The sequence below is a fragment of the Thermocrispum agreste DSM 44070 genome (genome assembly GCF_000427905.1).
In the GTDB taxonomy this organism is placed as follows: domain Bacteria; phylum Actinomycetota; class Actinomycetes; order Mycobacteriales; family Pseudonocardiaceae; genus Thermocrispum; species Thermocrispum agreste.
Genome location: NZ_ATYX01000007.1, coordinates 275,744 through 299,395 on the forward strand (window position 1 = coordinate 275,744; position 23,652 = coordinate 299,395).

24 protein-coding genes and 1 other RNA gene are annotated in these 23,652 nt (G+C 69.3%); 4 read left to right on the top strand and 21 right to left on the bottom strand.

Features of this window, described 5'->3' with window-relative positions; translation table 11 throughout:
- Positions 1-383: 383 nt before the first annotated feature.
- The 4 genes from YWY_RS0105520 to YWY_RS0105535 all read right to left on the bottom strand — a co-directional run bounded on the left by YWY_RS0105520 (position 384) and on the right by YWY_RS0105535 (position 4,213).
- Entirely contained in the window at positions 384-1,796 is a 1,413-nt protein-coding gene (locus YWY_RS0105520) for an FMN-binding glutamate synthase family protein (RefSeq protein WP_084608993.1), read from the bottom strand.
- Positions 1,781-2,497: a GltB/FmdC/FwdC-like GXGXG domain-containing protein gene (locus tag YWY_RS0105525; protein WP_051309798.1), complete on the bottom strand. Its 717-nt coding sequence runs from the start codon at positions 2,495-2,497 to the stop codon at positions 1,781-1,783. The genes YWY_RS0105520 and YWY_RS0105525 overlap by 16 nt, the downstream gene beginning before the upstream one ends.
- On the bottom strand, positions 2,494-3,447 hold the full coding sequence (locus tag YWY_RS20450; protein ID WP_084608995.1) for a class II glutamine amidotransferase domain-containing protein: 954 nt from the start codon (positions 3,445-3,447) through the stop codon (positions 2,494-2,496). The genes YWY_RS0105525 and YWY_RS20450 overlap by 4 nt, the downstream gene beginning before the upstream one ends.
- A 112-nt stretch (positions 3,448-3,559) precedes the next feature.
- Positions 3,560-4,213 carry a GntR family transcriptional regulator gene (locus YWY_RS0105535; RefSeq protein ID WP_169725216.1) on the bottom strand — a complete coding sequence of 218 codons (654 nt, stop codon included), beginning with the start codon at positions 4,211-4,213 and terminating at the stop codon, positions 3,560-3,562.
- 94 nt (positions 4,214-4,307) lie between these two features.
- On the opposite strand from YWY_RS0105535, the gene YWY_RS0105540 reads away from it, so the two are divergent.
- Positions 4,308-4,706 carry a Rid family hydrolase gene (locus YWY_RS0105540; protein WP_028846798.1) on the top strand — a complete coding sequence of 133 codons (399 nt, stop codon included), beginning with the start codon at positions 4,308-4,310 and terminating at the stop codon, positions 4,704-4,706.
- Positions 4,707-4,763: 57 nt separating this feature from the next.
- Here YWY_RS0105540 and YWY_RS0105545 read toward each other — a convergent pair whose 3' ends face one another.
- Positions 4,764-6,323: an APC family permease gene (locus YWY_RS0105545; RefSeq protein ID WP_084608998.1), complete on the bottom strand. Its 1,560-nt coding sequence runs from the start codon at positions 6,321-6,323 to the stop codon at positions 4,764-4,766.
- Positions 6,324-6,512: 189 nt separating this feature from the next.
- Between YWY_RS0105545 and YWY_RS0105550 the strand changes: the two genes are divergently transcribed.
- Positions 6,513-7,301 carry an IclR family transcriptional regulator gene (locus YWY_RS0105550; protein ID WP_028846800.1) on the top strand — a complete coding sequence of 263 codons (789 nt, stop codon included), beginning with the start codon at positions 6,513-6,515 and terminating at the stop codon, positions 7,299-7,301.
- Between the two features lie 98 nt (positions 7,302-7,399).
- Here YWY_RS0105550 and YWY_RS0105555 read toward each other — a convergent pair whose 3' ends face one another.
- Entirely contained in the window at positions 7,400-7,594 is a 195-nt protein-coding gene (locus tag YWY_RS0105555) for a hypothetical protein (RefSeq protein ID WP_028846801.1), read from the bottom strand.
- Between the two features lie 234 nt (positions 7,595-7,828).
- On the opposite strand from YWY_RS0105555, the gene YWY_RS0105560 reads away from it, so the two are divergent.
- A complete protein-coding gene (locus YWY_RS0105560; RefSeq protein WP_028846802.1) occupies positions 7,829-8,254 on the top strand; it encodes an OsmC family protein in 426 nt (141 codons plus the stop codon).
- A 32-nt stretch (positions 8,255-8,286) separates the two neighbouring features.
- Here the strand turns inward: YWY_RS0105560 and YWY_RS0105565 are convergent, their stop codons facing one another.
- The 14 genes from YWY_RS0105565 to mbhE form a co-directional block, all read right to left on the bottom strand.
- A complete protein-coding gene (locus YWY_RS0105565) occupies positions 8,287-9,747 on the bottom strand; it encodes a glycoside hydrolase family 3 protein (RefSeq protein WP_028846803.1) in 1,461 nt (486 codons plus the stop codon).
- A 1-nt stretch (position 9,748) separates the two neighbouring features.
- The gene (locus tag YWY_RS0105570; protein WP_028846804.1) at positions 9,749-10,576 is read right to left on the bottom strand and encodes a carbohydrate ABC transporter permease; all 828 of its coding nucleotides are present in this window, start codon (positions 10,574-10,576) and stop codon (positions 9,749-9,751) included.
- Positions 10,573-11,559 (bottom strand): carbohydrate ABC transporter permease, encoded by a 987-nt coding sequence (locus YWY_RS20455; protein ID WP_038044630.1) that lies wholly within the window; start codon positions 11,557-11,559, stop codon positions 10,573-10,575. The genes YWY_RS0105570 and YWY_RS20455 overlap by 4 nt, the downstream gene beginning before the upstream one ends.
- A 5-nt stretch (positions 11,560-11,564) precedes the next feature.
- Entirely contained in the window at positions 11,565-12,857 is a 1,293-nt protein-coding gene (locus YWY_RS0105580) for an extracellular solute-binding protein (protein WP_038044550.1), read from the bottom strand.
- An 82-nt stretch (positions 12,858-12,939) separates the two neighbouring features.
- Positions 12,940-14,103 (bottom strand): ROK family transcriptional regulator, encoded by a 1,164-nt coding sequence (locus tag YWY_RS0105585; RefSeq protein ID WP_038044551.1) that lies wholly within the window; start codon positions 14,101-14,103, stop codon positions 12,940-12,942.
- Positions 14,104-14,151: 48 nt separating this feature from the next.
- Complete coding sequence (locus tag YWY_RS0105590) at positions 14,152-15,675, bottom strand: PH domain-containing protein (protein WP_028846807.1); 1,524 nt, start codon at positions 15,673-15,675, stop codon at positions 14,152-14,154.
- The gene (locus YWY_RS0105595) at positions 15,672-16,172 is read right to left on the bottom strand and encodes a PH domain-containing protein (protein ID WP_028846808.1); all 501 of its coding nucleotides are present in this window, start codon (positions 16,170-16,172) and stop codon (positions 15,672-15,674) included. The genes YWY_RS0105590 and YWY_RS0105595 overlap by 4 nt, the downstream gene beginning before the upstream one ends.
- Positions 16,173-16,194: 22 nt before the next feature.
- Positions 16,195-16,527 carry a cation:proton antiporter gene (locus YWY_RS0105600; RefSeq protein WP_028846809.1) on the bottom strand — a complete coding sequence of 111 codons (333 nt, stop codon included), beginning with the start codon at positions 16,525-16,527 and terminating at the stop codon, positions 16,195-16,197.
- Entirely contained in the window at positions 16,524-16,793 is a 270-nt protein-coding gene (locus YWY_RS0105605) for an MrpF/PhaF family protein (RefSeq protein ID WP_028846810.1), read from the bottom strand. The genes YWY_RS0105600 and YWY_RS0105605 overlap by 4 nt, the downstream gene beginning before the upstream one ends.
- A gap of 6 nt (positions 16,794-16,799) precedes the next feature.
- Entirely contained in the window at positions 16,800-17,309 is a 510-nt protein-coding gene (locus YWY_RS0105610; protein WP_051309803.1) for a Na+/H+ antiporter subunit E, read from the bottom strand.
- Positions 17,309-18,694, bottom strand: coding sequence for a complex I subunit 5 family protein (locus YWY_RS0105615; protein ID WP_028846812.1), 1,386 nt, complete (start codon positions 18,692-18,694; stop codon positions 17,309-17,311). The genes YWY_RS0105610 and YWY_RS0105615 overlap by 1 nt, the downstream gene beginning before the upstream one ends.
- Entirely contained in the window at positions 18,694-19,146 is a 453-nt protein-coding gene (locus tag YWY_RS20460; RefSeq protein WP_051309806.1) for a sodium:proton antiporter, read from the bottom strand. The genes YWY_RS0105615 and YWY_RS20460 overlap by 1 nt, the downstream gene beginning before the upstream one ends.
- The gene (locus YWY_RS20465; RefSeq protein WP_038044552.1) at positions 19,143-19,610 is read right to left on the bottom strand and encodes an MnhB domain-containing protein; all 468 of its coding nucleotides are present in this window, start codon (positions 19,608-19,610) and stop codon (positions 19,143-19,145) included. The genes YWY_RS20460 and YWY_RS20465 overlap by 4 nt, the downstream gene beginning before the upstream one ends.
- The gene (gene mbhE, locus YWY_RS20470) at positions 19,604-21,892 is read right to left on the bottom strand and encodes a hydrogen gas-evolving membrane-bound hydrogenase subunit E (RefSeq protein ID WP_084608999.1); all 2,289 of its coding nucleotides are present in this window, start codon (positions 21,890-21,892) and stop codon (positions 19,604-19,606) included. Before mbhE ends, YWY_RS20465 begins: the two co-directional genes overlap by 7 nt.
- 122 nt (positions 21,893-22,014) lie before the next feature.
- Between mbhE and YWY_RS0105635 the strand changes: the two genes are divergently transcribed.
- Complete coding sequence (locus tag YWY_RS0105635) at positions 22,015-22,506, top strand: cation:proton antiporter regulatory subunit (RefSeq protein ID WP_028846813.1); 492 nt, start codon at positions 22,015-22,017, stop codon at positions 22,504-22,506.
- A gap of 720 nt (positions 22,507-23,226) precedes the next feature.
- On the opposite strand, the gene ssrA is transcribed toward YWY_RS0105635, so the two are convergent.
- Positions 23,227-23,603, bottom strand: a transfer-messenger RNA (tmRNA) gene (ssrA, locus tag YWY_RS23600).
- Between the last annotated feature and the right edge of the window lie 49 nt (positions 23,604-23,652).

The window sequence follows — 23,652 nt, forward strand, 5'->3', positions numbered from 1 at the left end:
CGGTCGGCCACCGGAAGAGAGCACGAGGCCGCTCGCCGACCACGGGGCTGCGCCAGTCGGCTCACCGGTCCGACGTTGCCTGCTTCCCGCCAGCAGTCCGCGCAAAAACGAACCGAGGCAGGGACCGGCTCAGCAACCGGCCCACTCCCGTCCACCGGGCGAAGGGGAGCGAGGCGCACCCATTACCGACAAGAGCGCCCAGCCCTTCCCCGCACAGATGCCCGGCCCTTCCCTATATAGGTAAGGAAAGGGCCTGCCCCTACATAGATCCTGCCCCTATATAGATAAGGAAAGGGCTTGCCGCTCCCGTTCCACTGCGTCAGCGCATGGGTCACGGGGCAGGGCAACGCCTCGGCGCGCCGCCCCACCCCGTGGGTCTGCCACTACCAGCTGAACGGCTTGTCGGCCCCGATCAGCGGGATACCGGTGAAGGCGCTCGCCTCCAGCGTGAGGGCGCGCAGGTCCTCCGGCTCCAGGTTGTGCACGCTGGATTTGCCGCACGCCTTGGCCAGCAGCGTGGCCTCCATGGTCAATGCGGTGAGGAACCGGTAGATGCGCTCGGACGCCGCCTCCACGTCGACCCGCTCGGACAGCACCGGATCCTGGGTGGCCACGCCGACCGGGCAGAGTCCGGTGTGGCAGTGGTGACACGCGCCCGGCTCGGTGCCCAACTTGCGGTAGTCCTCGATGTAGCGCGGGGAGTTGCACCCCAGCGCCATGAGCGCCGCGGTGCCGATCATCACGCAGTCGGCACCCAGCGCGAGCGCCTTCGCGACGTCCGCACCGGACCGGATGCCACCCGCCGCGACGAGCTTCACCTTGCCGCTCATCCCGGTGTCGTCCAGCGCCCTCCTGGCCGCGGGGATGGCTGCCAGCGTCGGCACTCCGGTGTGGTCCAGCAGCAGTTCGGGCGACGCACCGGTACCGCCTTCCATGCCGTCCAGGACGATGACGTCCACGCCGGTCTTGGCCGCGACCGCGGTGTCGTAGTACGGCCGGGTGGCGCCCATCTTCACGAAGATCGGCACCCGGTAGTCCGTCGCCTCGCGCAGTTCCTCGATCTTGATCGCCATGTCGTCGGCGCCCAGGAAATCGGGGTGCCTGCAGGTCGAGCGCTGATCCACGCCCTGCGGCAGCGACCGCATGCGGGCCACCCGCTCGGAGACTTTCATGCCGAGCAGCAAACCGCCGGTGCCCGGCTTGGCGCCCTGGCCGACCACCAGCTCGATGGCGTCGGCTCGGCGCACGTGCTCCAGATCGACCATGTAGCGGGCCGGGGTCAGCTGGTAGACCAGCGTCCGGTTCTCCTCGCGCTCTTCCTCCAGCATCCCGCCCTCGCCGGTGCAGGTCATGGTGCCCGCCTTCCTGGCACCACGCCCCAGTGCCGCCTTGGCCGTGGCGGACAGCGCGCCGAAACTCATCGCCGCGATGTAGATCGGGATGTCCAGGGTGATCGGCTTCTCCGCCTTGCCGAGGCCGTCGCCGAGCACCGTGGTGGTGTCGCACTGCTCCCGGTAGCCCTCCAGCGGCAATCGCGTCATGGTGGCCGGCTGGAACACCAGGTCGTCGAACGTCGGCAGGTTGCGCTGGAACGTGGAGAAGCCGCGCAGCTGATACCGTCCCAGCTGCGCTTTCGCGTGGATGTCGGCGATGACCTCCCGCTGCCACCGCGAGGAACGCCCTTCCGCATACGACGAGGTGATCCCCGCCGGGCGCGCAGCGTCCGCTCCGTCACCGAAGGCGATCAGCTCCTCCGCGGCCTGCTGCCCGTTGCGCACGCTCAGATCATCAGCCATTTCTTCGCATCCCTTGCCTCGAAGTACCAGAGCTTCTGACCGGACACGACCTGCTTCCAGTCGCACCCGGCGGCGTCCACGCCCAGCCCGGACAGCAGCGACTCCACCTCGGCGACTTCTTCGGCGCTCGGGGTGATCACCTTGGCGTCGACGCCGAGGGTCCGGATCTCACCGGCAACCCAGACGCTGCCTTCCCACAGCGAGTCGCCGACCGACCCGATCGCATCGCCCAGGCAGATGACCCGGCCGCCGTGGCCCATGAACCCGGTCGAGTACCCGACGTTGCCCTCGACCACGATGTTTCCGGCCTTCTGCGCGACACCGCACCGGGGACCGGCGTTGCCCTTGACGTGGATGGTGCCGCCGCGCATGGCCGCGCCGAGGCTCATGCCCGCGTTGCCGTGCACGGTGATGTGCCCGTCGGCCAGCCCCTCGCCGGTGCCCCAGCCGGAGTTGCCCTCGACGACGATCCGGCCGCCGTTGCTCAGGCCGCCGCAGTAATAGCCGACGCTGCCGCGGAAGGTCACCGAACCGGCACCGCTGAGCGCGACCGCGAGGTTGTGCCGCGACATCGGCCGCTCGACGACCACGTCCCGCCCGGCGGCGACGGCCGCGCGGATCTCCTGGTTGACTTCCCGGATCGGCCGGTCGCCGGCCACGATCTCGAGCACTCCGGCGTGCTCGACGGTCTCGGCGGTCATGCCGCTAGCCCTCCCTCGTCTTCGTCGGGGCGCAGACCCCACACATGCGTCATCAGGGGTTCGTCGAAGTTGCGCACGTCCACCTCGTCGACGTACAAGCTGCGCAACGCCTGCTCCTCGGTCGCGATGGCGATCCCGTCGTCGGCGGCGACGACGGCCAGCGGTTTGATCGCCCACCTGTCCTTGGCCATGCCGATGCCGTCCGGCGTTCCGAGCAGATAGGTGAACACCCCGTCGAGCGCCGACTGGCTGCGCACCAGCGATTCCCGGAGGCTGGCGCCGTTCTTCATCTGCACCGAGTTCCACACCGCGATCAGCTCGGAGTCGTTCTCGCTGACGAACCGATAGCCCTCGCGCTCCAGGCGGCGCCTCCACCGGTAGTAGTTCGTGAGCTGGCCGTTGTGCACGATGCAGACGTCCGGGAACGGCCGCGCCCAGAACGGATGGCTGGCGATCGGGGACACCAGCGACTCGGTGGCCAGGCGCATGTTGGACAGCGCGTGCGTGCCGCGCAGCTCGGAGACCCGGTGCTTGTCGTCCACCGCGCGCGCGTCGCCGACGTCCTTGATCACCTCGAGCGCCCGGCCGACCGACAGCAGCTCGACACCCGGGCGGGCCTCCACCTGTTCCACCCAGCGCGCCAGGTCGGCGATCTCGTCCACCTCGGCCCGCCAAAGAACGTGCCGCTGACCGCTCTCGTCCCACGTCGGATCGGCGAGCAGGTCACTGCCGAACTCCCGGGTGGTGTCGGTGAATGCCTGCAGCGTGGCATCCAGGTCGGCGCGGTCGTCCAGGAAGCCGCGGACCACGTAACCGCGTTCGCGGGGAACCCCGTACACCGCGAAACCGGTGGAATCGGGACCGCGATGGCGCATGCACGCGGCCAGCTCGACGATGTCGGCGCCGACGGCCCCGGCGTCGTAGCGCACTCTGCCGGAGATACCGCACATGTGAACAACCTCCCGGGCTGACAGGATTCTCAATTTCGTATACCGTATTTGGTGCAATGTCACAAGGCAAGCCGGGGGTCACGGCATGAGGATCGAGCCGGTGCCCGCCGCCTCAGGCGCGGTGGACCTGCAGCCCTTCGGCGATGTGCTTGCGCATGCCGGCGAACGCCGCGTCGGACCCGGCGCGCAGCGCCTCGACCAGCGGCAGGTGCGACTCGGTGACCGACGTGCGGCGCTTGTCGTGGGCCAGGTAGTCGGCGAACGCCACCTGCCCGCGGGCGCGCAGCCAGATCTGGTCGAACAGCTCAAGCAGCGTCGGGTTGCCGGTGACCTCGACGATCGTGCGGTGGATCTCCATGTTCGCGGTGTAGACCGCGCGCGGATCGGTCATGTCGATCCCTTCCATGGAGCGCACCGTCTTCTCGACCTTGTCGATGGCTTCCCCGCCGATCTCCGCGACCCTGCGTGCCGCGTACCCTTCCACGGCCTCACGCGCCTGATAGAGGTGCACGACGTCCTGCTCGGAGACCTTGCTCACCACGAATCCGCGCCGGCCGGCCGGAGACACCAGGCCCTCGCGCTGCAGCCGCAACAGGGCGTCGCGTACCGGCGTTCGCGAGATGTCCAGCTGCTCGGCAAGCGTGTCCATCACCAAACGCTCCCCCGGCTCGATCTCGCCCGACAGCAGCGCTTCGGAAATGCGCTGGTAGGCGATGTCGGCCAGGGTTTCGTTCGGCCTGCCGATCGGCTTCATCGCAGCGGACATCACGATCACGCTTCCTCGGACCCCAACGGAGAGATCGTCCTTTTGTACATCGTATGCGAAAGACCGTGGGCATGGCACAGAGGAGGTTCCCGGCATGATCGACCTCACCCTTTCCGGCGGAGGCCGTTTCGAAGCGGCAGGCAACTACGCCCGGCTGCGCCGCGTCGGTGATCACGTGTTCGTCGCTGGTACCACGGCCGTCGAGCCGTCCGGACGCCTGCACGCACCGGGAGACACCTACGCCCAGACGCGATTCGTGTTCGACCGGATCGCCCGGCTGCTGGACGAAGCCGGCGCCACCATGGCCGACGTGGTGCGGACCCGCGCCTACCTTTCCGATCTGAGCCAGGCCGGCGAGTACGTCCGGGCCCACGGCGAGGTGTTCGCCGGCATCCAGCCGGTGGCGACCGCGGTCCAGACCGGCCTCACCATGCCGGGGATGATGGTGGAGATCGAGGTCGACGCCATCGTGCGTCCGCGCGAGAAGAACTGAAGCAAGACCTCGTCCAGGGGTCGCGTGGCGGACGGACCCCTGGACGAGCCGGTGAAACTATTCCTCGTCGAAGATCGCGCCCATGTTCTGCCACGTTCGTGGCCGTGCGCGCTTCAGCCAGGCACCGACAGCCACCGCCGCGATCACCAGCGCCAGGCACGCCCACGGCACGATCTGCATCACGAACGGGATCGGCACACCCGGCTCGGCCTCGACGAAGGAGTAGTAGAGGCCACCGAAGACGGCGATGCCGCCCGCGGCGGTCGCCGGCACGCCGAAGATGACGAATCCCTTCTGCCGGGTCCGCACGCCGTAGACGATTCCGGCGACGCCGACCAGCAGATACACGAACATGACCAAAGGCGTGCCGAGGGTGGCAAGCCACGAGAAGGCGTAGACACCGCCCGTCGTCGGGTCGTCGACACCGGACACCCCCACCTGGGTCTGCCTGCTGGTCGACCAGACCGATCCCATCACCATGCCGAACCAGACCACGAGCGTGAACAGGATCGAGTGCCACGGCGTCCGGAAGCGCGGGTGCAGCTGGCCGAACCACCCGGGCAGCACCCGCTCCCGCCCCATCGCGAACAGGACGCGGGACACCGCGGTGTGCACACCGAGCGCACAGAAGAAGCTGGCAGCTGCGGCGGCCGCAAGCACCACGTTGCCCAATGCGGTGGACGGGGCGACCGCGGCCAGCCCGGCAACGCTGGCCGGCCAGTCCTGCGTGGCTTGCCGCACCCCGAAGCCGATCGAGGTCGCGTAGGTGATCACCAGGTAGATCGCGCCGCCCAGCAGAATGGATCCGATGACGGCACGCGGAATGTTGCGGCGTGGATCCCGGGTCTCCTCGGCGAGCACCGCGCACGCCTCGGCACCGGTGTAGCTGAGCATCGCGAACGACAATCCGAAGAAGATGCCGGTCCACGACACACCGGCAGCGCTCGGCGAGAACGCCCCCGCATCCCACGACGTCCCCGGGTTGTCGATCTTGGTCACGCCGTCCAGGACACTGGTCTCCGGCGACCCGATGCTGATCACGACGAACGAAACGACCAGCATCCCGCCGATGGTCAGCACGGCGAACAGCAGCTGGCTGCGGGTGGACAGATTGACGTCGAACATCGACAACAGCGCGCACACCACCAGGCCGAACGCGAAGAACCAGAACCAGCTGACCGGCTCGGCAAGCCCCAGCACGGAGGCCACCAGCGAGGACGTGAAGAACCCGAAACCGGCCATCACCGCTCCGCCCAGGATCAAGAACGCAGCGGCGTAGCACCAGCCGGCGACGAAGCCCGCTCCCCTGCTCAGACCCTGCGTGATGTAGGTGTAGAGCGACCCGGCCGACGAGACCCGGGTGGCGAACTGCGCCACCACCATCCCCACACACAGCATGGCCAACGTGCCGAGCAGGTAGGCCAACGGCGTGGCGCCACCTGCCTTGGTCGACGCCAGGTAGGTCAGGAACGCGCCGGACATGGCGGGCGCGATGACCGAGATGCTCTGGGCGATCACGTCGAGCAGTCCCAGTGTCTTGCGCAGGCCCGTCCGCCCGCCGGCGGCAGACCCCGGCTGCGCAGCGTCGAGCGCAGGCTTCACAGCGTCTAAGGACATCCGGACACCTCGTGTGCTGAGTTTCGTATTTGGTATCCGGAAGGTAAGTGGTTGCAGTCACACCGTCAAGAGATCCGGCGACGCCGAAGCCGGACGTGGCACCCGCACCGCAACCCACGGCCCGGTTCCTGACCAGGTCATACGATGGCGCTCGACACGGCGGCGAAAGACGCGAAGCGACGGGAATCAATGGGAAGCAGCAGCGACGTGCCGGCCCTGCGCCGAGGCCTGGCGATCTTGCGCCTGCTCGCCACCCACGCGGGACCGCAGTCGGCGGCCACGATCGCCCGCCAGCTCGGGCTGCCGCGGTCGACCACCTACCACCTGCTGTCGGAGCTGGCCGCCGCCGGATTCGTCGTGCACCTCCCGGAGCAGCGCCGCTACGGCCTGGGGATCGCCGCCTTCGAACTCGGCTCGGCCTACCTGCGTCACGAACCGCTGGAGCGGCTCGCCGGGCCCATCCTGCGCGAGCTGGTGGACGCGCAGGGGCACACCGCGCACCTGGGCGTGCTGCACGGCAACGAGTCGCTGTATCTGATCAAGGAACGCCCGGCCAGGCCGGAAGGCCTGGTCACCGACGTCGGCGTGCGGCTCCCGGCACAGCTGACCGCGTCCGGCCGCTGCATGCTCGCCCGCCTCCCCCGCGCGCAGGTGCGCGCGCTGTTCCCGAGCAGCCGCGATTTCGTCATGCGCACCTCGCGCGGGCCGCGCCACCTGGCCGACCTGCGCAGGCTGCTCGATCACGAGCGGCGACTGGGCTGGTCGGTGGAAGACGGATTCGTCACGCCCGGGTTCGCGTCGGTGGCCTACCCGGTGTTGGACCACTCGGCCCACCCGATCGCCGCGATCAGCATGACCTTTCGCCACGTCTGCGACGGCGACCGGCCGTGCGGGCGGCAATGGCCGGAGCTCGCCGAGCCGGTGCGTGCCGCCGCACGCCGGCTGTCCGCCTTGATCGGCGGGCGCTCCGGCGAATGACGGCGTGACCCGTCAGCCTTGTCAGGCCCGATCCGGCGTGGGGGCGACTCCGCGCCGTCGATCCGGCGCTCTGGTGGTGACCTGCGAGTGCGACTCCGTCAGCGGGAACGCGCCAGGCTCGGCTCCAGGCCGAGCATCTCGAGGAGTTCCCGGCACTCGTTGGCGTCGGTGCTGTGACTGGCGACCGTGAGGACCGCTCTGCCCGCTTCCGCTTCCCGCCGGAGCTGCTCGGCCTGCCGCGCCTGGGCCGACCAGCCGTGCTCGGTGGTGTGCGAACGCTTGGCCTGCGTCATGTCAGCACTCCTCAACGCACGATGACCGTCCGGATGTGACCTGCATCGTGGCACCGGTCACGGGCACCACGAAGCTCCTCCACGCCACTGGCATGATTGCGCCAGCAGTCTTCACAACGCGGAAACATTCCGTTACACAGCGCGTCCGAAGAGTGGAATTCTTTCGCCGAGCCGATCCGGGCGCCCGGCCGTACGGTGGGAAGCGGGACAGCCGCACACCGAGAGGAGTCCGCAATGGCCACCGTTCGCACGGCCAGCACGCACTGGGAAGGCACGTTGTTCGAGGGCTCCGGCCGCACCACGCCCCGCTCCTCGGATCTGAGCCCGTTCGACGTGACCTGGGCAGCCCGTGCCGAGGAACCGGGCGGCCTGACCAGCCCCGAGGAGCTGATCGCCGCCGCGCACTCGGCCTGCTTCTCCATGTTCCTGTCCAACGTCCTGGCTCAGGCGGGCACGCCCGCGCAGGCACTGGACACCACCGCTGACGTCACCTTCCAGCCCGGCGAAGGCATCACCGGCATCAAGCTGACGGTCCGCGGCACGGTTCCGGGCATGAGCGAGGAGGATTTCCTGGCCGCCGCGGAGAACGCCAAAGCCAATTGCCCGGTGAGCCAGGCGCTGAGCGGCACCACCATCACCCTGGACGCCGCGCTCGCCTGACGTGCGCCGCGTGGCCGATGGCAGGCGTGAGGTCAGCCGGCCATCAGCCGGCTCGCCGCCTCCGCGGTGATCCGCGAGGCGCCGAAGGCCAGCACGTAGTTGTCACCCAGCACCTCCGGCGGTGAGCCGATGCCGTGGTCGACCACCACCAGGTCCGGCCGCACGGCTCGCGCCGCCTGCACCACGCGAACCTGCCAGGGCAGCCGCCGGGCTTCGCGCACGCAGATCACCACCCGGCGGTCCGGGTAGGCCGCAAGCACCTGCGTCACGTCGCAGTCCTCGGCGGTCAACCGCACCACCTCGGTGCCGGGCAACCTGGCCGCCAGCAACGCCCCGACCCCCCACGGGACGTTGCCGGCGGCCACCGACGGTCCTTCCCACAGCTCGAGCACCAACGGCGGGTCGGTGAGCGCCACGTCGCCGTGCGCACGAACGGCCTGCTTGGCGGCGATGCTGGCCGCGGGCAACGACTCGTCCGCCCGGTCCGCATTGCGGCACCACTGCGCCAGGGAGCGCACCCGCTCGGCCGCTTCGGCCAGCCGGTCACCGGACAGCCGCCCCGACTCGACGGCACCGACGATCGCCGCGGCCATCTCCTCGACCCGGCCGGGCTCCACGGTGTCTCCCCCGATGCACAGCGCGTCCACCCCGGCCTGCAGCGCCAGCACCGCCGCCTCGGCATGGCCGACCGTGCGGCTGATGGCGTGCATGTCGAGGCCGTCGGTGACCACCACGCCGTCGAAGCCCAGCTCCTCCCGCAGCAGACCGGTGACGATCTCACGGGACAACGTCGCCGGAGCGCCCGGGTCCACGGCTGGCATCAGGATGTGCGCGGTCATCACCAGCTTGACGTCGGCCTTGACCGCGGCCCGGAACGGCGGCAACGCCTGCCGCCGCACGTCCTCCAGCGAGTCGCGCAGCACCGGCGTGGTCAGGTGGCTGTCCTCCTCCGTGCCGCCGTGCCCGGGGAAATGCTTGGCTGCCGCGGCGACGCCTTGCGCCTGCTGCCCGAGAACCCACGCGCTCACGTGCCGCGACACCAGCTCCGGATCGGATCCGAACGCGCGCACCCCGATCACCGGGTTGCGTTCGTCGGCGTCCACGTCCGCCACGGGAGCGAAGTTCACGTCGATGCCGCACGTCCGCAGGCGTTCACCGAGTTCGGCGGCCACCCGCTGGGTCAGCGTCACGTCGTCGATGGCACCGAGCGCCGCATTGCCGGGCAACGACGAGCCCTCCGCGGCGTCCAGCCGTGTGACGTCACCCCCCTCTTCGTCGATGGCCACCAGCAGGTCCGAGCGCGCCGCGTGCAGCTGCCCGGTCAGCTCGGCGACCCCGGCATCACCCCGCCGCGGATCGACGTTGCGGCCGAACAGCACCACGCCACCCAGCCCTTCGCCGGCCAGCCGGAGCACCCACTCCGGCGGCTCGAAGGTCCCAATGAACCCGGGGAAAAGTGTCGCCAGCGCAAGTTCACGCAGATCCGATCGCATGTCAGCCCTTCACCGCCCCCGACACCAGGCCTGCGGTCATCCGCCTTTGCACGATGAGGAAGAAGACGATCACCGGAACGGCGATCAGCGCCGAGCCGGCCATGATGCCCGCCCAGTCGCTGGTCCGGTTGGCCTCGGTGAACGTGCGCAGCCACAACGGCAGCGTCATGTTCTCCGGCCGGGTCATCACGACCAGCGCGAGCGAGAACTCGTTCCACGCCTGCAGCACCCCGTACACCGCCGCGGCCGCCAGCCCGGGCGCCAGCAGCGGCAACGTCACCCGCAGGAACGCCTGGGTACGGGAGCAGCCGTCCACCATGGCCGCTTCCTCCAGCTCCAGCGGAACGCCCGCGACGAAGCCGCGCAGCAGCCAGATGGTGAACGGCAGCAGCGTGGCGACGTAGAGCAGCGACAACCCGCCGACGGTGTTCAGCATGTCCCACGCGTCCAGCTGCTTGAACTGGGAGATGAACAGTCCTTCGGCCGGGATCATCTGGATCACCAGCACGGCGACCAGGAAGCTACGTCTGCCGCGGAACCGGAACCGGGACAACGCCAGCGCCGCCAGGAACGCCAGCACCAGCGCGACTCCCACGGTGATCAGCGTGACGACGGCGCTCATCTTCAGCGCGCTGAAGAACCCGCTGTCGAACACCCGCTCGTAGGCGGCCACCGTGCCGTCCACCGGCACGAAGGTCGGCTCCTCGGCGCGGATCCTGTTCTGCGGCAGGAACGAGCTGTTGATCATCCAGTAGACCGGGAACGCCCACAGCGCCGCCAGCAGCACGGCGGCCGTGGACAGCACCCAGCGGCGGGACGAGCGGATCATGACGCGGCCTCTTCCTTCAGCAGCACCCGCACGTAGTACAAGCTCAGCCCGACGGTGACCAGCAGGATGAACCAGGACGCCGCGGCGGCCAGCCCGAACCGTCCTTCGCCGATGCCCAGCCGGTAGATGTAGGTGCCGATCAGGTTGGTCTCCCTGGTGATGCCCCCGGCGTCCTGCAGCACGAAGATCTGGGTGAACACCTTGAGATTCCAGATGATCTGCAGCAGGCCGACGATCAGCAGCACCGGCCGGATGATCGGCACGGTCACCATGCGGAACCGCTGCCAGCCGCCCGCCCCGTCCAGTTCGGCGGCCTCCAGCACGTCCGCGGGCACCTGAGTGAGCCCGGCGTAGACGGTGAAGGCCACGAACGGCACGCTCATCCAGACCACCACGATCCCCGCGACCACGAAGAACGACAGCTGGTTCAGCAGCCACGAGTGGCCGGCGAAGCCGTCCAGGCCGAGGGTGGTCAGCAGCCAGTTGATCACCCCGAACTGCGCGTCGAACAGCCACTGCCACACCGTCAGCGACGCCAGGTGCGGCATGGCCCAGGCCAGCAGCAGCGCCACCTGGAGGATCAGCCGCGGCAGCCGCCCGATGCGGGTCATCAGCATCGCCAGTGCGATGCCGACCACCATGCACACCGCGGAGACCGCCAGGCAGAACAGCACCGAGCGGGCCAGCACCGTCCACAGGTAGCCGTCGGTGAGCAGCTGCTCGTAGTTGTCCAGCCCGACCCACTCCGGCTCCCGGCCGAACTGCTGCGCCAGACCGTACTCCTGGAACGACATGACGATCTGGCGTGCCAGGGGGAAGCCGAGCGCGGCCAGCAGGACCACCAGCGTGGGGAGCAGGAACGCGTACGGCAGCAGGCCGCGCCGCCGCGGATCGCGTCCCTGCCGCCCGCGGGGAGCGGCGCCACCCTGCTCCGGCGGCAGGGTGGCCCGCTCGTCGGGCACCGTCGCAGCAGGTGCGGACATGACCGTCACTCGGACGAGGCGAGCTGCTTGGTGATCTCTTCGTCGGCCTTCTTGGCCAGCGCGGCCACGTCGCCGCCCTGGGCGATGCCGACGAACAAATCCTCGAGGATGCGGGCGCCCTCCACCGAGGCCCAGCCCTGCGCCGCCGGGGTGAGCTTGGCGTTGCTCACCGCCTCCGCGGTCGCCTTGGCGAACTCGTCGTCGCCCAGCTTGTCCGCCAGCGACAGCTTCGCCGGGGTCAGGCCGTTCTCGGCGTACTGGGTCTGGAACTCGTCGGACAGGATCAGCTCGACCAGCTTGCGGGCCAGTTCCTTGTGCGACGACTTGGCCGAGATCGCGATGTTGGAACCGCCGAGCAGCACCGGGGCGGGTTCACCGTCGGAACCGGGCAGCGGGAACACACCGATCTTCTTCAGCATCTCCGGGCAGCCGATCTCCTTGTCCGCCAGCGAGCCCCTGAACCAGCCGGGCCGCAGCGCCATGGCGACCTTGCCCGCGCAGAACGGCACCTCCGGCTGGGCCTCGTTGCCGTCGCGCGGTGCGCCGGACGCCTCCTGGAAGATCTCGCTCACCAGCTGCAGGCCCCGCTGCGACTCCGGCTTGCTGAGCGCGCCGACCCACTTGCCGTTCTCCTGCACCGCGAAGTCGCCGCCGGCGTCCCACAGGAAGGCGGCGCCGTCCCGCCAGTCCTGCCCGGGCAGCCAGAAGCCGGAGAACCCGGAGACGTTCGCGTTGTCCTGCTTCAGCTTCTTGGCCGCGGCGACGAACTCCTCCATCGTCTTCGGCACGTCGAGCCCGGACTTGGCGAACAGGTCCTTGCGGTAGAACACGTAGGCCGAGCCGGCGTACAGCGGGACCGCGTACACCTTGCCGTCGGCGCTGCCCGCTTCCACGAAGCTCGGCAGCAGGTCGTCCCCGCCCAGCTTGGGCACCAGGTCGGTGATGTCTTCGAACGCGCCGACGGTGGTGAACGTGGCCGCCTGGGTGTTGCCGACCTCCACCACGTCGGGTGTTTCCTTGGCGCTCCCCAGCGACGTGGTCAGCTTGTCCACCAAGCCTTCCCACTGCTGCTCTTCGATCACCAGCTTGGAGCCGGGGTTCCGCTTCTCGAACTCGGCTTTCAGCCACTGCCGCATCGGCTCGGGGGTGTCCGGCCCGTTCAGCCACAACCGGATCGTGGCGGGACCGGACTGCTGCGGCACCTCGTCGGCTTCGTTCCCGCCGCCCCCGTCGCCGCAGGCGGTCATGGCCAGGCTCGCGGCGGCGAAGAGAGCGGTGAGGACACGTGTTCTGGCCACGGCGGACCTCCAGGTCGAGGAAATGAAAGGTTTCCTTCCAGTGGGTGGATACCACTGTAAAGTTCGTTTCCAGTTTTGCTGGTCACGGTTGGGTAACAGAGCTGAACAACCCTCGCCGGGCCCGGTCCACCGCCGCCAGGACCGCGCCGCGCAGCACCGGCTCCTCGACCTCGGTCGACACCACCCGCGGATGCACCGGCGCGATGTGCCGCACGCCGCCGGCGAGCAGCCGACACAGCTGGTCGCCACCGGTGGCGCCGATCTCGCCGGACAGAATGACCAGAGCAGGATCGACGACGGCACACACCGCAGCCACCCCCAATGCGAGCCGATCGGCCAGCACGCGCAGGAAGGCCTCGTGCCCGCCCGCCAAGGCCACCCGGACCGCCGTGGCCGCGTCCGGTGCCTCGATGCCGTGGTCGGCGGCCAGCCTCATGACCGCGCCGGCACCGACCAGCCCCTGGAACGCGCCCTCCGCAGGCCGGTCGACCCGTGCGCGCGACGTGACACCCGGCATGGGCAGGTAGCCGATCTCCCCCGCCGCACCGGTGGCGCCGCGGTGGAGCCGGCCACCGAGCACGACGGCCAGACCGACACCGCGCCCGACCCACAGCAGGACCAGGTCGTCGACGTCGCGCCCGGCCCCCTCAGCACGTTCGGCCACCGCGGCCAGGTTCACGTCGTTCTCGAACGTCAGCTCGCAGCCCAGGTCGGCGGCCAGCACCTCGCGCAGCCCGCGGTGCCACCCTGGCAGGTCGAACGACAGCTGGATGTCGCCGGTCGCCGGATCGACCACGCCGGGCATGCCGATGACCACCTGGTCGACCGCCGACAGCTCCAGCCCGGCCTCGGCGGTCACCTCCGCGACCGTGTCGTGGATCAGCCCTTTCGGGTCGGTCGCGCCGTTCACCGGGCGGCGCAGCCGGGCGACCGTGGTGCCGGTGACGTCGGCGATGGCGACGTCCGCATGGTCGGGGTTCAGGTCGACCCCGACGCTGAACGAACACCCCGGCCGCACCGCGTAGACCTCGGCGCTCGGGCCACGCCCCGCCGAGCGGGAGCCGACCACCTCGACCAGCCCCCGGCGCTGCAGCCTGGCCAGCAGCTGCGAGGCGGTGACCTTGGACAGGCCGGTGCGCTTGCCGAGCTCCACGCGCGTCATCGGCCCCTCGGTGAGCAGCAGGTCGAACGCGCTGCGGTCGTTGATGGTGCGCAGCAGGCTGGGGGTAGCGGGGCGGGCGGCCACGGAAGCTCCTAGTAGGAAACAGTCTTTCCAGTACTGGCTCAGCGTAGCTCAGTCGCGCACCACGAAGGGATCGAGAAGGTCGGGAACCACTCGGCAGGCGACGGCGAGCACCTCGGCGTCATCCGCATCGTAGGCGGTGAAGGCGCCGGACCCGGCCGCGGTCGTCACCGTGAAGTCCGCCAACCCCAAGCGTCGCTGGAACGGTGACTGCCGCACGGTCACGCCGATGATCCCGCTCCGCCGCAACGCCGCTGTCCGTCGTGCCAGGAGCCCGTAGCGGACCACCAGGTAGTCCTCGGTATGGCCGTGGCCGAGATTGCGGTAGTTCTCCACCGCAGCGAACAGCGCGGCCGGGACCAGCACGATCGCGCTGATCCACGCCACATCCAGCAGCACCGACGTCACCGTCATGCCGACGACCACCAGGACGGCCTCGACGACGGCAACGGCGGCGACCGCCCAGACCAAGCGTCTGCGCAGCGCGGCTCGCGGGTGGCCGGTGATGTCCGCCGTCGTCGGTGACTCGGGTTCGCGGAGGATCTCCGCCGCGACGCGCTGGGCGATCTCCCGCGGCGCCTCGGGCAGCAGAACTTTGGTGTCCTCCCCTGGTTGGTCCGGCTTGTTGTCCCGAATGCCGGTCGCCACCGCTTCCAGCCGTCCGCCGCCGAGCAAGCGAGCGCCGTACGGTTCCACCAGCTCCACACCGCGCAACCGGTCCTCGGCCAACGACAGCGACCGATGGATGAGCAGCCCGCGGCGAACCTGGAGCGTGTCGCCGGTCCGCTGCAACCGGAAGTTCCACCACGCTTCCACGCCGAACGCCAACGACGCGACGAGCCCGACGACCAGGACGACTACCACGGCGAGGGGGATCACCGTCCACAGCGACAGCTCACGGATCAGCTCCGCCGCCTGGCCGAGGACGGAGTCGCGAAGGCCGAACCAGTCGGTGATCTGCCAGGCCACACCGCAGGCGGCAACGCCGAGCACGCCGGGCCAGATGCTCACGGGCACGTAGCGGAGCCAGCCGAGGTCGAACTCGGCGAGCACCGGCGGTGGTTCGCCGACGGGTTCGTCGCTGTCCACGGTGGGCGCGGGCCGAGTGAGCAGGTCGTCCCGCAGCATGTCTGCGAACGAACGGCTGACCGCGTCCAGGGTGAGCTGGCTCCCCTCGGACTCGGCGTGCTCGCCCGTCCCGATGTGCACCTTGGCCACGCCGAAGACGCGGTACAACGGGTGGGCGTGGACGTCGACGGTGCGGATCCGCTCGCGGTGCACCGCGCGGTGTTGCCGCCGCAGGATCCCGGTGCGCAGCTCGACCTTCTCGTCGGTCACGCGGAACCAGGTCTTGCGGATCCGCAGGTAGTCGTAGAGCACTACGGCACCGACGACCACGACGACGCCGGAGAGCACCAACAACAGCACCAGCGGCACCGGCAGGGCGTCGTTGTTGATCAATCCGCTGGTGACCGGTACACCGATCGCGACGCAGACACCCAGCATCCCGGCCGTGGTCACGCCGAGCGTGCGCTTGTCCAGCTTCTGCCAGGCGATGTCTTCGGCGTCGGTCACGTCGCGTCTCCCGGGGTGGCCTGCGCGATCGCGGTCAACCGGGCGACGAGGTCGGCGGCAAGCTCATGGTCCAGGCCGTCGATCTTGATCGCGCCCTTGGCCGACGCCGTGGTGACCGTCAGCGTGGACAACCGGAACAGCTGCTGCAGCGGACCACGGACGGTGTCGACGGTTTGGATCCGGGACATCGGCGCGACGCGCCATTCCTGCCACAGCCACCCGGACCTGGCGTAGACGGCTTCGTCGGTGCTCTCCCAGCGATGCACGCGGTAACGCCAGCGGGGCATGATCAAGACGTACGGGATGCCGACCACCAGCGTCGCGACGAGCGCGGCGACCAGCCAGGGCCGCGGCTCCTCGAGCACGGCCGCAAGCACACCGAGCACGACGGCGACCGGCACGACGTCCAGCAATGCCCGCACGGTCCACCAGGTCACCGCACGCCGGTCCACCAGATTCTTGGGCGCACGCAGCCGTAACGATTGTTCCCCAGGCACGCTGCGAGGCTACCGCACGTGATCAGCTCTCCGTCGTCTTGTCCTCCGCGCTTTCCTGGGCTTTCCGCGCGGTGCGGCGCCGGTGCGCGGTGCGCGCGATCGCGTGGCTGGACACCGGCGACGTCAACGCGACGAACACGATGGCCAGCGCGGCGAACGTGATGATCCGGATGTCCTCGGTGGCGATCGACGAAGCAAGGATGCAGATGATGCCCGGACCGGTGGCCAGGCCCTGCGCGTGCAACTGCCCGAGGACGGTGGGCAGGCGCAGGACACCCAGCACGCTGATGGTCAGCAGCACCAGCCCGATCAGCAACAGCAGACCACCGACCACCTCGAGCACGATCGAGATCATCCGAACGGACCTCCCTGGTCGAGGTAGCGGGCGGCGGCGACGGTCGACACGAACGACAGCAACGCCAGCGCCACCGCGGCATCGAAGTAGAACGGCTGACCGCGCAGGTAACACAGCAGCGCGAGCAGCGCGATGACGATGATCGCCAGCAGGTCCAGCGCCACCACGCGCTGCAGCACGTTCCGGGCGCGCACCAGCGCGACGCCACCGGCGATGAGCAGGAACGTCACCCAGAACAGCGCGGGAACGACGATGAAGTCAGGCACGGCGGATCACGGGAACACGCGGCGTTGCCGCCGTCGGTAGGTGTCGAGTTGCTCGGCGACCACCGCGTCCGGGTCGGTCGCGTCGATGACGTGCAGCAGCATGCGTCCCTTCTCCTCGTCGATCTCGACGACAACGGTGTCCGGCACGAAGCCGACCCGGACTCCCCACGCGGCGGCGGACTGCGGCCCGCCGTGCGGCGGGATCGGCACCTCGACCAGGTCCGACTTCGCCACCTCGCGGCGGATCAGCCACCGCGCTGTCTTCCACGTTCCGGTGACCAGGTCGATCAGCGTTCCGCCGATCAGCGCGGGCACGCCGGCCAGCCTGCGCGGCAACGGGGTCTGCGACCGGGTTCGGATGATCCCGACGTTGCGGCCCGCCAGCACCAGGGCCGTCGCCAGCAGCACACCGACGAGAATGTCCGCCGGGTCGATGCTGGTCAGCACCATCAGGTAGATCGCGGTGAGCACCACGATCCGCACCACCGGCCCGAGGATTCCTCCTTGTTTGCCCATCACGACGCTCCCGGGCTGGACGACGTCAACGACTCCACCGCTTGCCCGCTCAACGCCAGCAGCGGTTCCGGCCACAACGCCCCGGCCAGCACCAGCACCGCAAGCCCCGCAGCGATCAGTCGCTGCGGCAGCGGGCTGGCTTTGGCCTTCGCAGGGTCGGCTCGCCAGAAGCAGCGCTGATAGACCTGGAACATGTAGACCAGCGACAGCGCGCTGCCTGCCACCAGGAGGACGATCAAGGCGGTGCTGTCGGCCAGGATGCCGGTCCGGAACAGCTCCAGCTTGCCGACGAATCCCGCCGCGGGCGGCACCCCGGCCACACTGAGCGATCCGATGGCGAAGGCGCCGGCCACCAGCGCGCCACGCACTCCGGAGGCCAGGAACAGCAACGCCTTGTTCAGCGAGTTGACCACGCTGTACAGCACGGCGGTCACCAGGCCGACCGGCCCGGCCACCCCGAGCGCGACCAGCACATAGCCGACCTGGCCGATCGCCGAGTAGGCCAACATCTCGGCCACGTCACCACGGGAGACGGCGAGCACACCGCCGTAAAGGATCGACACCGCGCCGAGGATGATCAGCGCCAGGCCCGCCTGTTCCAGCTGCTGCGGAAACAACCCTGCACCGAAGCGCAGCAGACCGTAGGCACCGATGTTGGCCACCGCGCCGCTGAGGATGGCGGCCACCGAGGGGCGCGCGCCCGCGTACACGGTCGGCAGCCAGAAGTGGAACGGGAACAGGCCGAGCTTGACACTGAACGCGATGAAGAACCCGGTCGCGATCAGCAGCACCGCGTTCGGGTTGACTTCCAGCATCCGCTCGGCGATCTGCTCCATCGCCAGCGTTCCGGTCACCCGGTAGGCACCGGCCACCGAGAACACGAAGATGAACGAACCCAACAGGTTGACCGCGGTGAACACCAGAGCCGCACGCAGCTGCCGTCGCTTGCCGCCGTATGCGCTGAGCGCGTAGGAGGCGGTCATGGCCAGTTCGAAGAAAACGTAGAAAGAGAAGATGTCAGCGGTGACGAACAGGCCGTTCAAGCCGGCGGCGAGGATGACGACCAGGCCGGGGAACGTCCTGGTGCGCACACCGCCGACCGACTCGTAGGCGGCCGCCGCGGTCACCACCAACACCGACAGCAGCGCGAAGGTCACCCCGAGCGGGTCCGCCTCCAGCACGATGCCGATGCCTTCGGGCCAGTGGCCGGTCACCACCCGGACGTTGCCGTTGCCGTACACCTCCGCGGCGAGGAACGCCAGCACGACCAGCGTCGCGACCAGGGTGGACACGGCGAGCCAGGCGACCGCGCGGTTGCGGCCGTTGGCGATCAGCAGGACGGCTCCCGCGACCCACGGCAACAACAGAGCGATCGACAGCAGCATCAGCGCACCCGCCCCAGCTCTTCGTGCTCGATGGCCTCCGCGTCGTCCTCCTTGGCGCCTTCGACGCCCTCGACTTCTTCCCGGTCGGCCTGCCGCTTGCGCTCGAGACGGGCCTCGACCTCGGCCTCGGTCGCGGCAAGCGCATCTTGCTCGGAGGTGCGGAAGACCACCACGACGCGGTGCACCATGGCCAGCAGCAACGCCACCGTCGCCAGCCCGATGACCAGCGCGGTCAACGCCAATGCCTGCGGCAGCGGGTCGCTCGGGTCGTCATCCGGCCCGACGTGGATCACCGCCTGCCCACGGTTGAGGCTCGAGGCGATGATGGTCAGCACGGCCGCCTGGGAGATCAGCATGATGCCCGCGACCATTCGCACCAGGTCCCGCTTGAGCAGCAGGTAGGCACCGGATCCGAACAACACGGCGGTGGCCAGCGCGAAGGCGATGATCATGACTTCTCCTCTCCGCGCAACCGGCCGAACTGGTGCAACAACATCACCAGCACGCCGACCACCAGCAGGAACACGCCGATGTCCATCAGCAGCTGGGTGAACAGTTCGAGCTTGCCGAACTTGGTCAGCGGCTCGCCCGGCGCCGGCTGATGCGACACCGGTTCCTCGCCGTACACCAGCGGGAAGAAACCACTGGCCAGCGCCAGCAGCAACCCGGTGACGGCGATCTTGGGGGCATGCCGCAGCACCGGCAGCACGGCTTCCGCGCCGTCCGCACCGACCGCGACGTAGGTCAACGACACCGCGAGCGCGACGATCACGCCGGCGGCGAACCCGTCCCCGACCTCCGCGTAACCCTTGACGATCAGCGCCGCGGCCACCATCACGCTCGGGGCAGGCAGCATGCGCGCGACGACCCGGACGACCGAGTCCGGGGCCGCGCCGCGCCCGCTACGCCTCACCATGTCTTCCCCCTGCGCATCAGCGTGGCCACACCGATCACGGCGACCAGCAGCACGGTGATCTCCACCAGCGTGTCCAGGCCACGGAAGTCGGCGACGATGGCGGTCACCACGTCGCCGCCATGTGCCTCCGGAGCCAGTCGGATGTGGTCGTCGGACACACTCTCGGCAGCCGGTTTGGACAAGAAGCCCCACACCGTCACGAAGGCGGCGAGCCCCGCGATCGATCCGGCGACCACGTCACGCCTGCGGCGTTTCCTGCGCACCACCGAGCCCCGATCCTCGTCGGGTTCTTCCTGCGGCAGCCGGGCGAGCGCGGCGACAAACACCAGCGCCAGCATCGTCTCCACCATCACCGCCACCAGCGCCACGTCGGGCGCGCCGATCAGCGCGTACACGGCGGCCAGCGCGAAGCCGACGACCGACAGCGCGAGCGCGATCGCCAGTCGCGACCTGGAGCGCGCGATCACGAGCGTGACGACGGTGATGAGGCCGAGCAACGGGAGGATCACCCAGTCGGCGCCGCTGACGTGCCCGAGCGCGAAGGCACCGTCCGTGGGCGTCGCCGCGAAAGCCAGGCCGACCAGCAAACCGGCGGGCACCAGCACGGCAGCGATGCTGCTGCGCAAATCACGAACCTCGAGCCCGTGCACTCCGGCAGACGCTCGGTCCAGACCGTGCAGCATCGCTTCGTAACCGCGGCGGGGACCGAACAGATCACCGGCACGCGCCAGGGTCCGGGACAGCACAGTGGTGAGTCTCGGCGCCGCCAACAGCAGGCCGCCCAGGGTCCACGCGGCGATCGCCATCAGGTTTTCCGGGCTGAGCTCGAGGTGGTAGCCGGGATCGACCTCCACCGGCCTGCCTGCGGTCACCTCGCCCCCACTCGCCGCCAGCCGGGCGAACGGCTCCGTCACCAGCCCGCCCACGACGGTCACCGCGGCGAGGAACGCCACCGGCGCGACCATGACGACGGACCGCTCGGTGACCTGACCCTTCTCGGCGCCGAGAAACAGCGTGACCCAGAAGCGTCCGATGTAGGCAAGGGTCAGTGCGGCAGCGACCACGGCCAAAACGGTGGTGACGCTCCCTTCCTCCCAGGCCGCGGCGAAGAACAACTCGTCCTTGAAGAACCCGATGGTCAACGGCAACGCAGCCAGTGAAGCGGCCGCCACCGCGGAGGCCACGGCCAGCACCGGCATGCGCCGCCCGAGACCGCCGAGTTTCGACAGCCGATCCTCGCCGGTGGCCATGGTCACCGCTCCGGCCGTCATGAACAGGGCGCTCTTGGCGACGGCGTGCGCCATCACGTAGAAGGCGGCGGCGCCGTTGCTCGTGCTGCTGCCCATGCCGTACAGCAGCACCATGTAGCCGTACTGCGAGATCGTGGAGTAGGCCAGCACCTGCTTGAGACGGTCGCGCCGCAGCGCCAACACGCCGCCGACGACGATCGACAAAGCACCGATCACCAGCAGGCCGGTCATCACCAGTTCGCTGCGTTCCAGCAGCCGGTGCACCCGGCCGATCACCAGCACGCCCGCCGCCACCATCGCCGCCGAGTGCAGGTAGGCGGACACGGGGGTGGGCGCCGCCATGGCGCGCGGCAGCCAGAAGTGCAACGGGACCTGGGCGCTCTTGGCCAGTGCCGCGACGGCGATCAGGGCGGCCGCGACCGTCGTGGTTTCCGACGGCCCGACTCGCTCGATCAGCTCGGGGATGGCGAACGTGCCGTACGCGGCGTACAGCAGGACCGCGCCGATCAGCATGGCCACCGCGGAAACCACCGTGACCAGCAGCGCCATCACCGCCGAGGTGCGCGCCTTGCTGTCGGATCGGTCGAAGCCGATGAGGTAGTAGGAGCACACCGCGGTCAGGTCGAAGAACACGAAGACCAGCACCAGGTCCTGGGCCGTCGCCAGGCCGACCATGGCCATCGCGAACAGCAGCATCCAGGGCCAGAACCGCCAGCGTTCGACCGCGCCGCGGCGCTCGTGCTCCAGATGCAGCGTCATGTACCGCGTGCCGTAGGCGAACACCAGCGCGCCGATCCCGGTGGCCAGCAGGCCGTAGATCGCGCCGAGCCCGTCGAGTCGGAAGCTCAGATGCAGGTCGAGGCTCGGCGCCCACGGCACGGAGAACCCGCCTCCGCCTGCCAGCCAACCGACCAGACACGCAAGAAATCCGACCGCCGCCGTCGCGCACGCCACCCAGCCTGGCCAGTCCGGCGTCAACCGAGGTGCCGGCGCCGCCTCGTCGCGGGCCGCTCTACCGCGATCGAGGGCCACGGGGCAACTCCTCCAGGTCGGTAGCACGGTCTGAATGCAAACTACGTGATCGACTCGATCTCGGCAGCAACAACCCGCCCCCGCTGTTGCCGCCGTCGCACCACTGTGTCAATGTCGGCCATATGGACGTCGAGGTGCGCAGGCGGGATTTGCCAGGACTGGGAAGGCAGTTCGAGATCGAGTGCGACGACGGTACGCGGCTGGCCGTTGTGGTGATGAACGACGGTGCGCGCCACTTGTACACGTTCGCCCCAGGGGCGGAGGCCGCATCCGGCGTGATCAAGCTGGAGGAAGCGCACGCTCGGACGCTCGGCGCGGTGCTTGCCGGGGTGTACTACGAGCCGATCGGCGACAACGAGGAGGCGCCCGCGGTGCTCGGCGCGGTCGCCATCGACTGGCTGACCATCCACGCCGAGAACCACCCCGCCACGGTCGGCGAGCTGGTCGACCCGGATCACCCGACCGCGTCACTCGTGGCGCTGATGCGGGGCAGCCGGACGATCATGAAGCCGGGCCCGGACGAGAAGCTTCAGGTCGGCGACCAGGTGCTGGTCACCGGCCACCGCGCCGACATCGAGGAAGTCCGGGGCAAGGTGATCAGCAGGCAGGCCTGACCTGGGCGAACGGCGCGTCGCACCGGGACGGCCCGCCGTCGCGTCGTGCACCGAGCGACTGCGCGAAGGTCCCTTTCAACGCAGACATGCTCTGCGCCTCCCTGCGCAGAGTGGGACGTCGAAGCCGGATCAAGGCCAAGGGATCGGAGATTCGCGAAGACTGGCGAACCGCGCAGGCGCGATCGCGGCCGAGCTCGCCGCTGCGTAGGCCTCCCGAGGCAGCGCAGGCACGTCACCGAACGGATCCGGCACGAAAGAAGGCCAGTGGTCGTAGGGGCGCCCGGTCCGCCCGTCAATCCCACGGATCGGCACCACGTACCCCGGGCCGCCTTCGACAGAAGGCCTCCAGGTCCACATCTCAAGACACAGCACCCAAGTTTTGAGATGTTCACCAACATCTCAAAACTCGTGGAGACGTCGCCCAACATCTCAAAACAGCGTGTCTGCCATTTGTGATGTTGGGCGACCCCACACAACGTGGAGGGCATCCGGCACGGATGATGCCCTCTCCAGCGGAGTCTCATCCAGTCAAGTCGCCGACGACATCTCAGGACTGCCCTCGTGGATCGCGCGGGGCGGGCAGGCAGCGTCACGGCGGCCCCGCACGCGCCGACCGAGATCAACCGGCATGGGCAACTCGTCGTCATCGAACCCGGGCAACACAGAACCCGGGCAACACAAAGGCCCCGTCCCGTCTGCCGCGGAACGGGGCCTTCCTGCTGGTGGAGGTGCCGGGAATCGAACCCGGGTCCTCTGTCGCCTCACCAGGGCTTCTCCGTGCGCAGTTCACTGTGCCTCTACTCGGCCCCACCGGTCACGTGAACAAGCCGGTGTGACGGGCCCAGCCGCTGTGACTGTCCCGCTACGCAGCCGCGGCCGCCGCGAAGCGGTGAGCCTCCTCGCTGATGCCGGCTATCGGGCCGGAGGCGCTCCCGAGCCGACAACGCTTCGCGCTCGCTCAGGCGGCGAGGGCGAAGTCGCGCTGACTTGCTTTAGTCTTGGCGCTTGTTTGTTCACGACGACGCTTACGGTGGTCAGTCGCCTGCACCGGCACGCTTCCCCTGGCTCAACGTCCAGAGTCGAAACCGTTCACCCCCTTGTCCACCGGAGTGGGTTCCTGCATCGAGTCTAACGCCCGCCACCAAC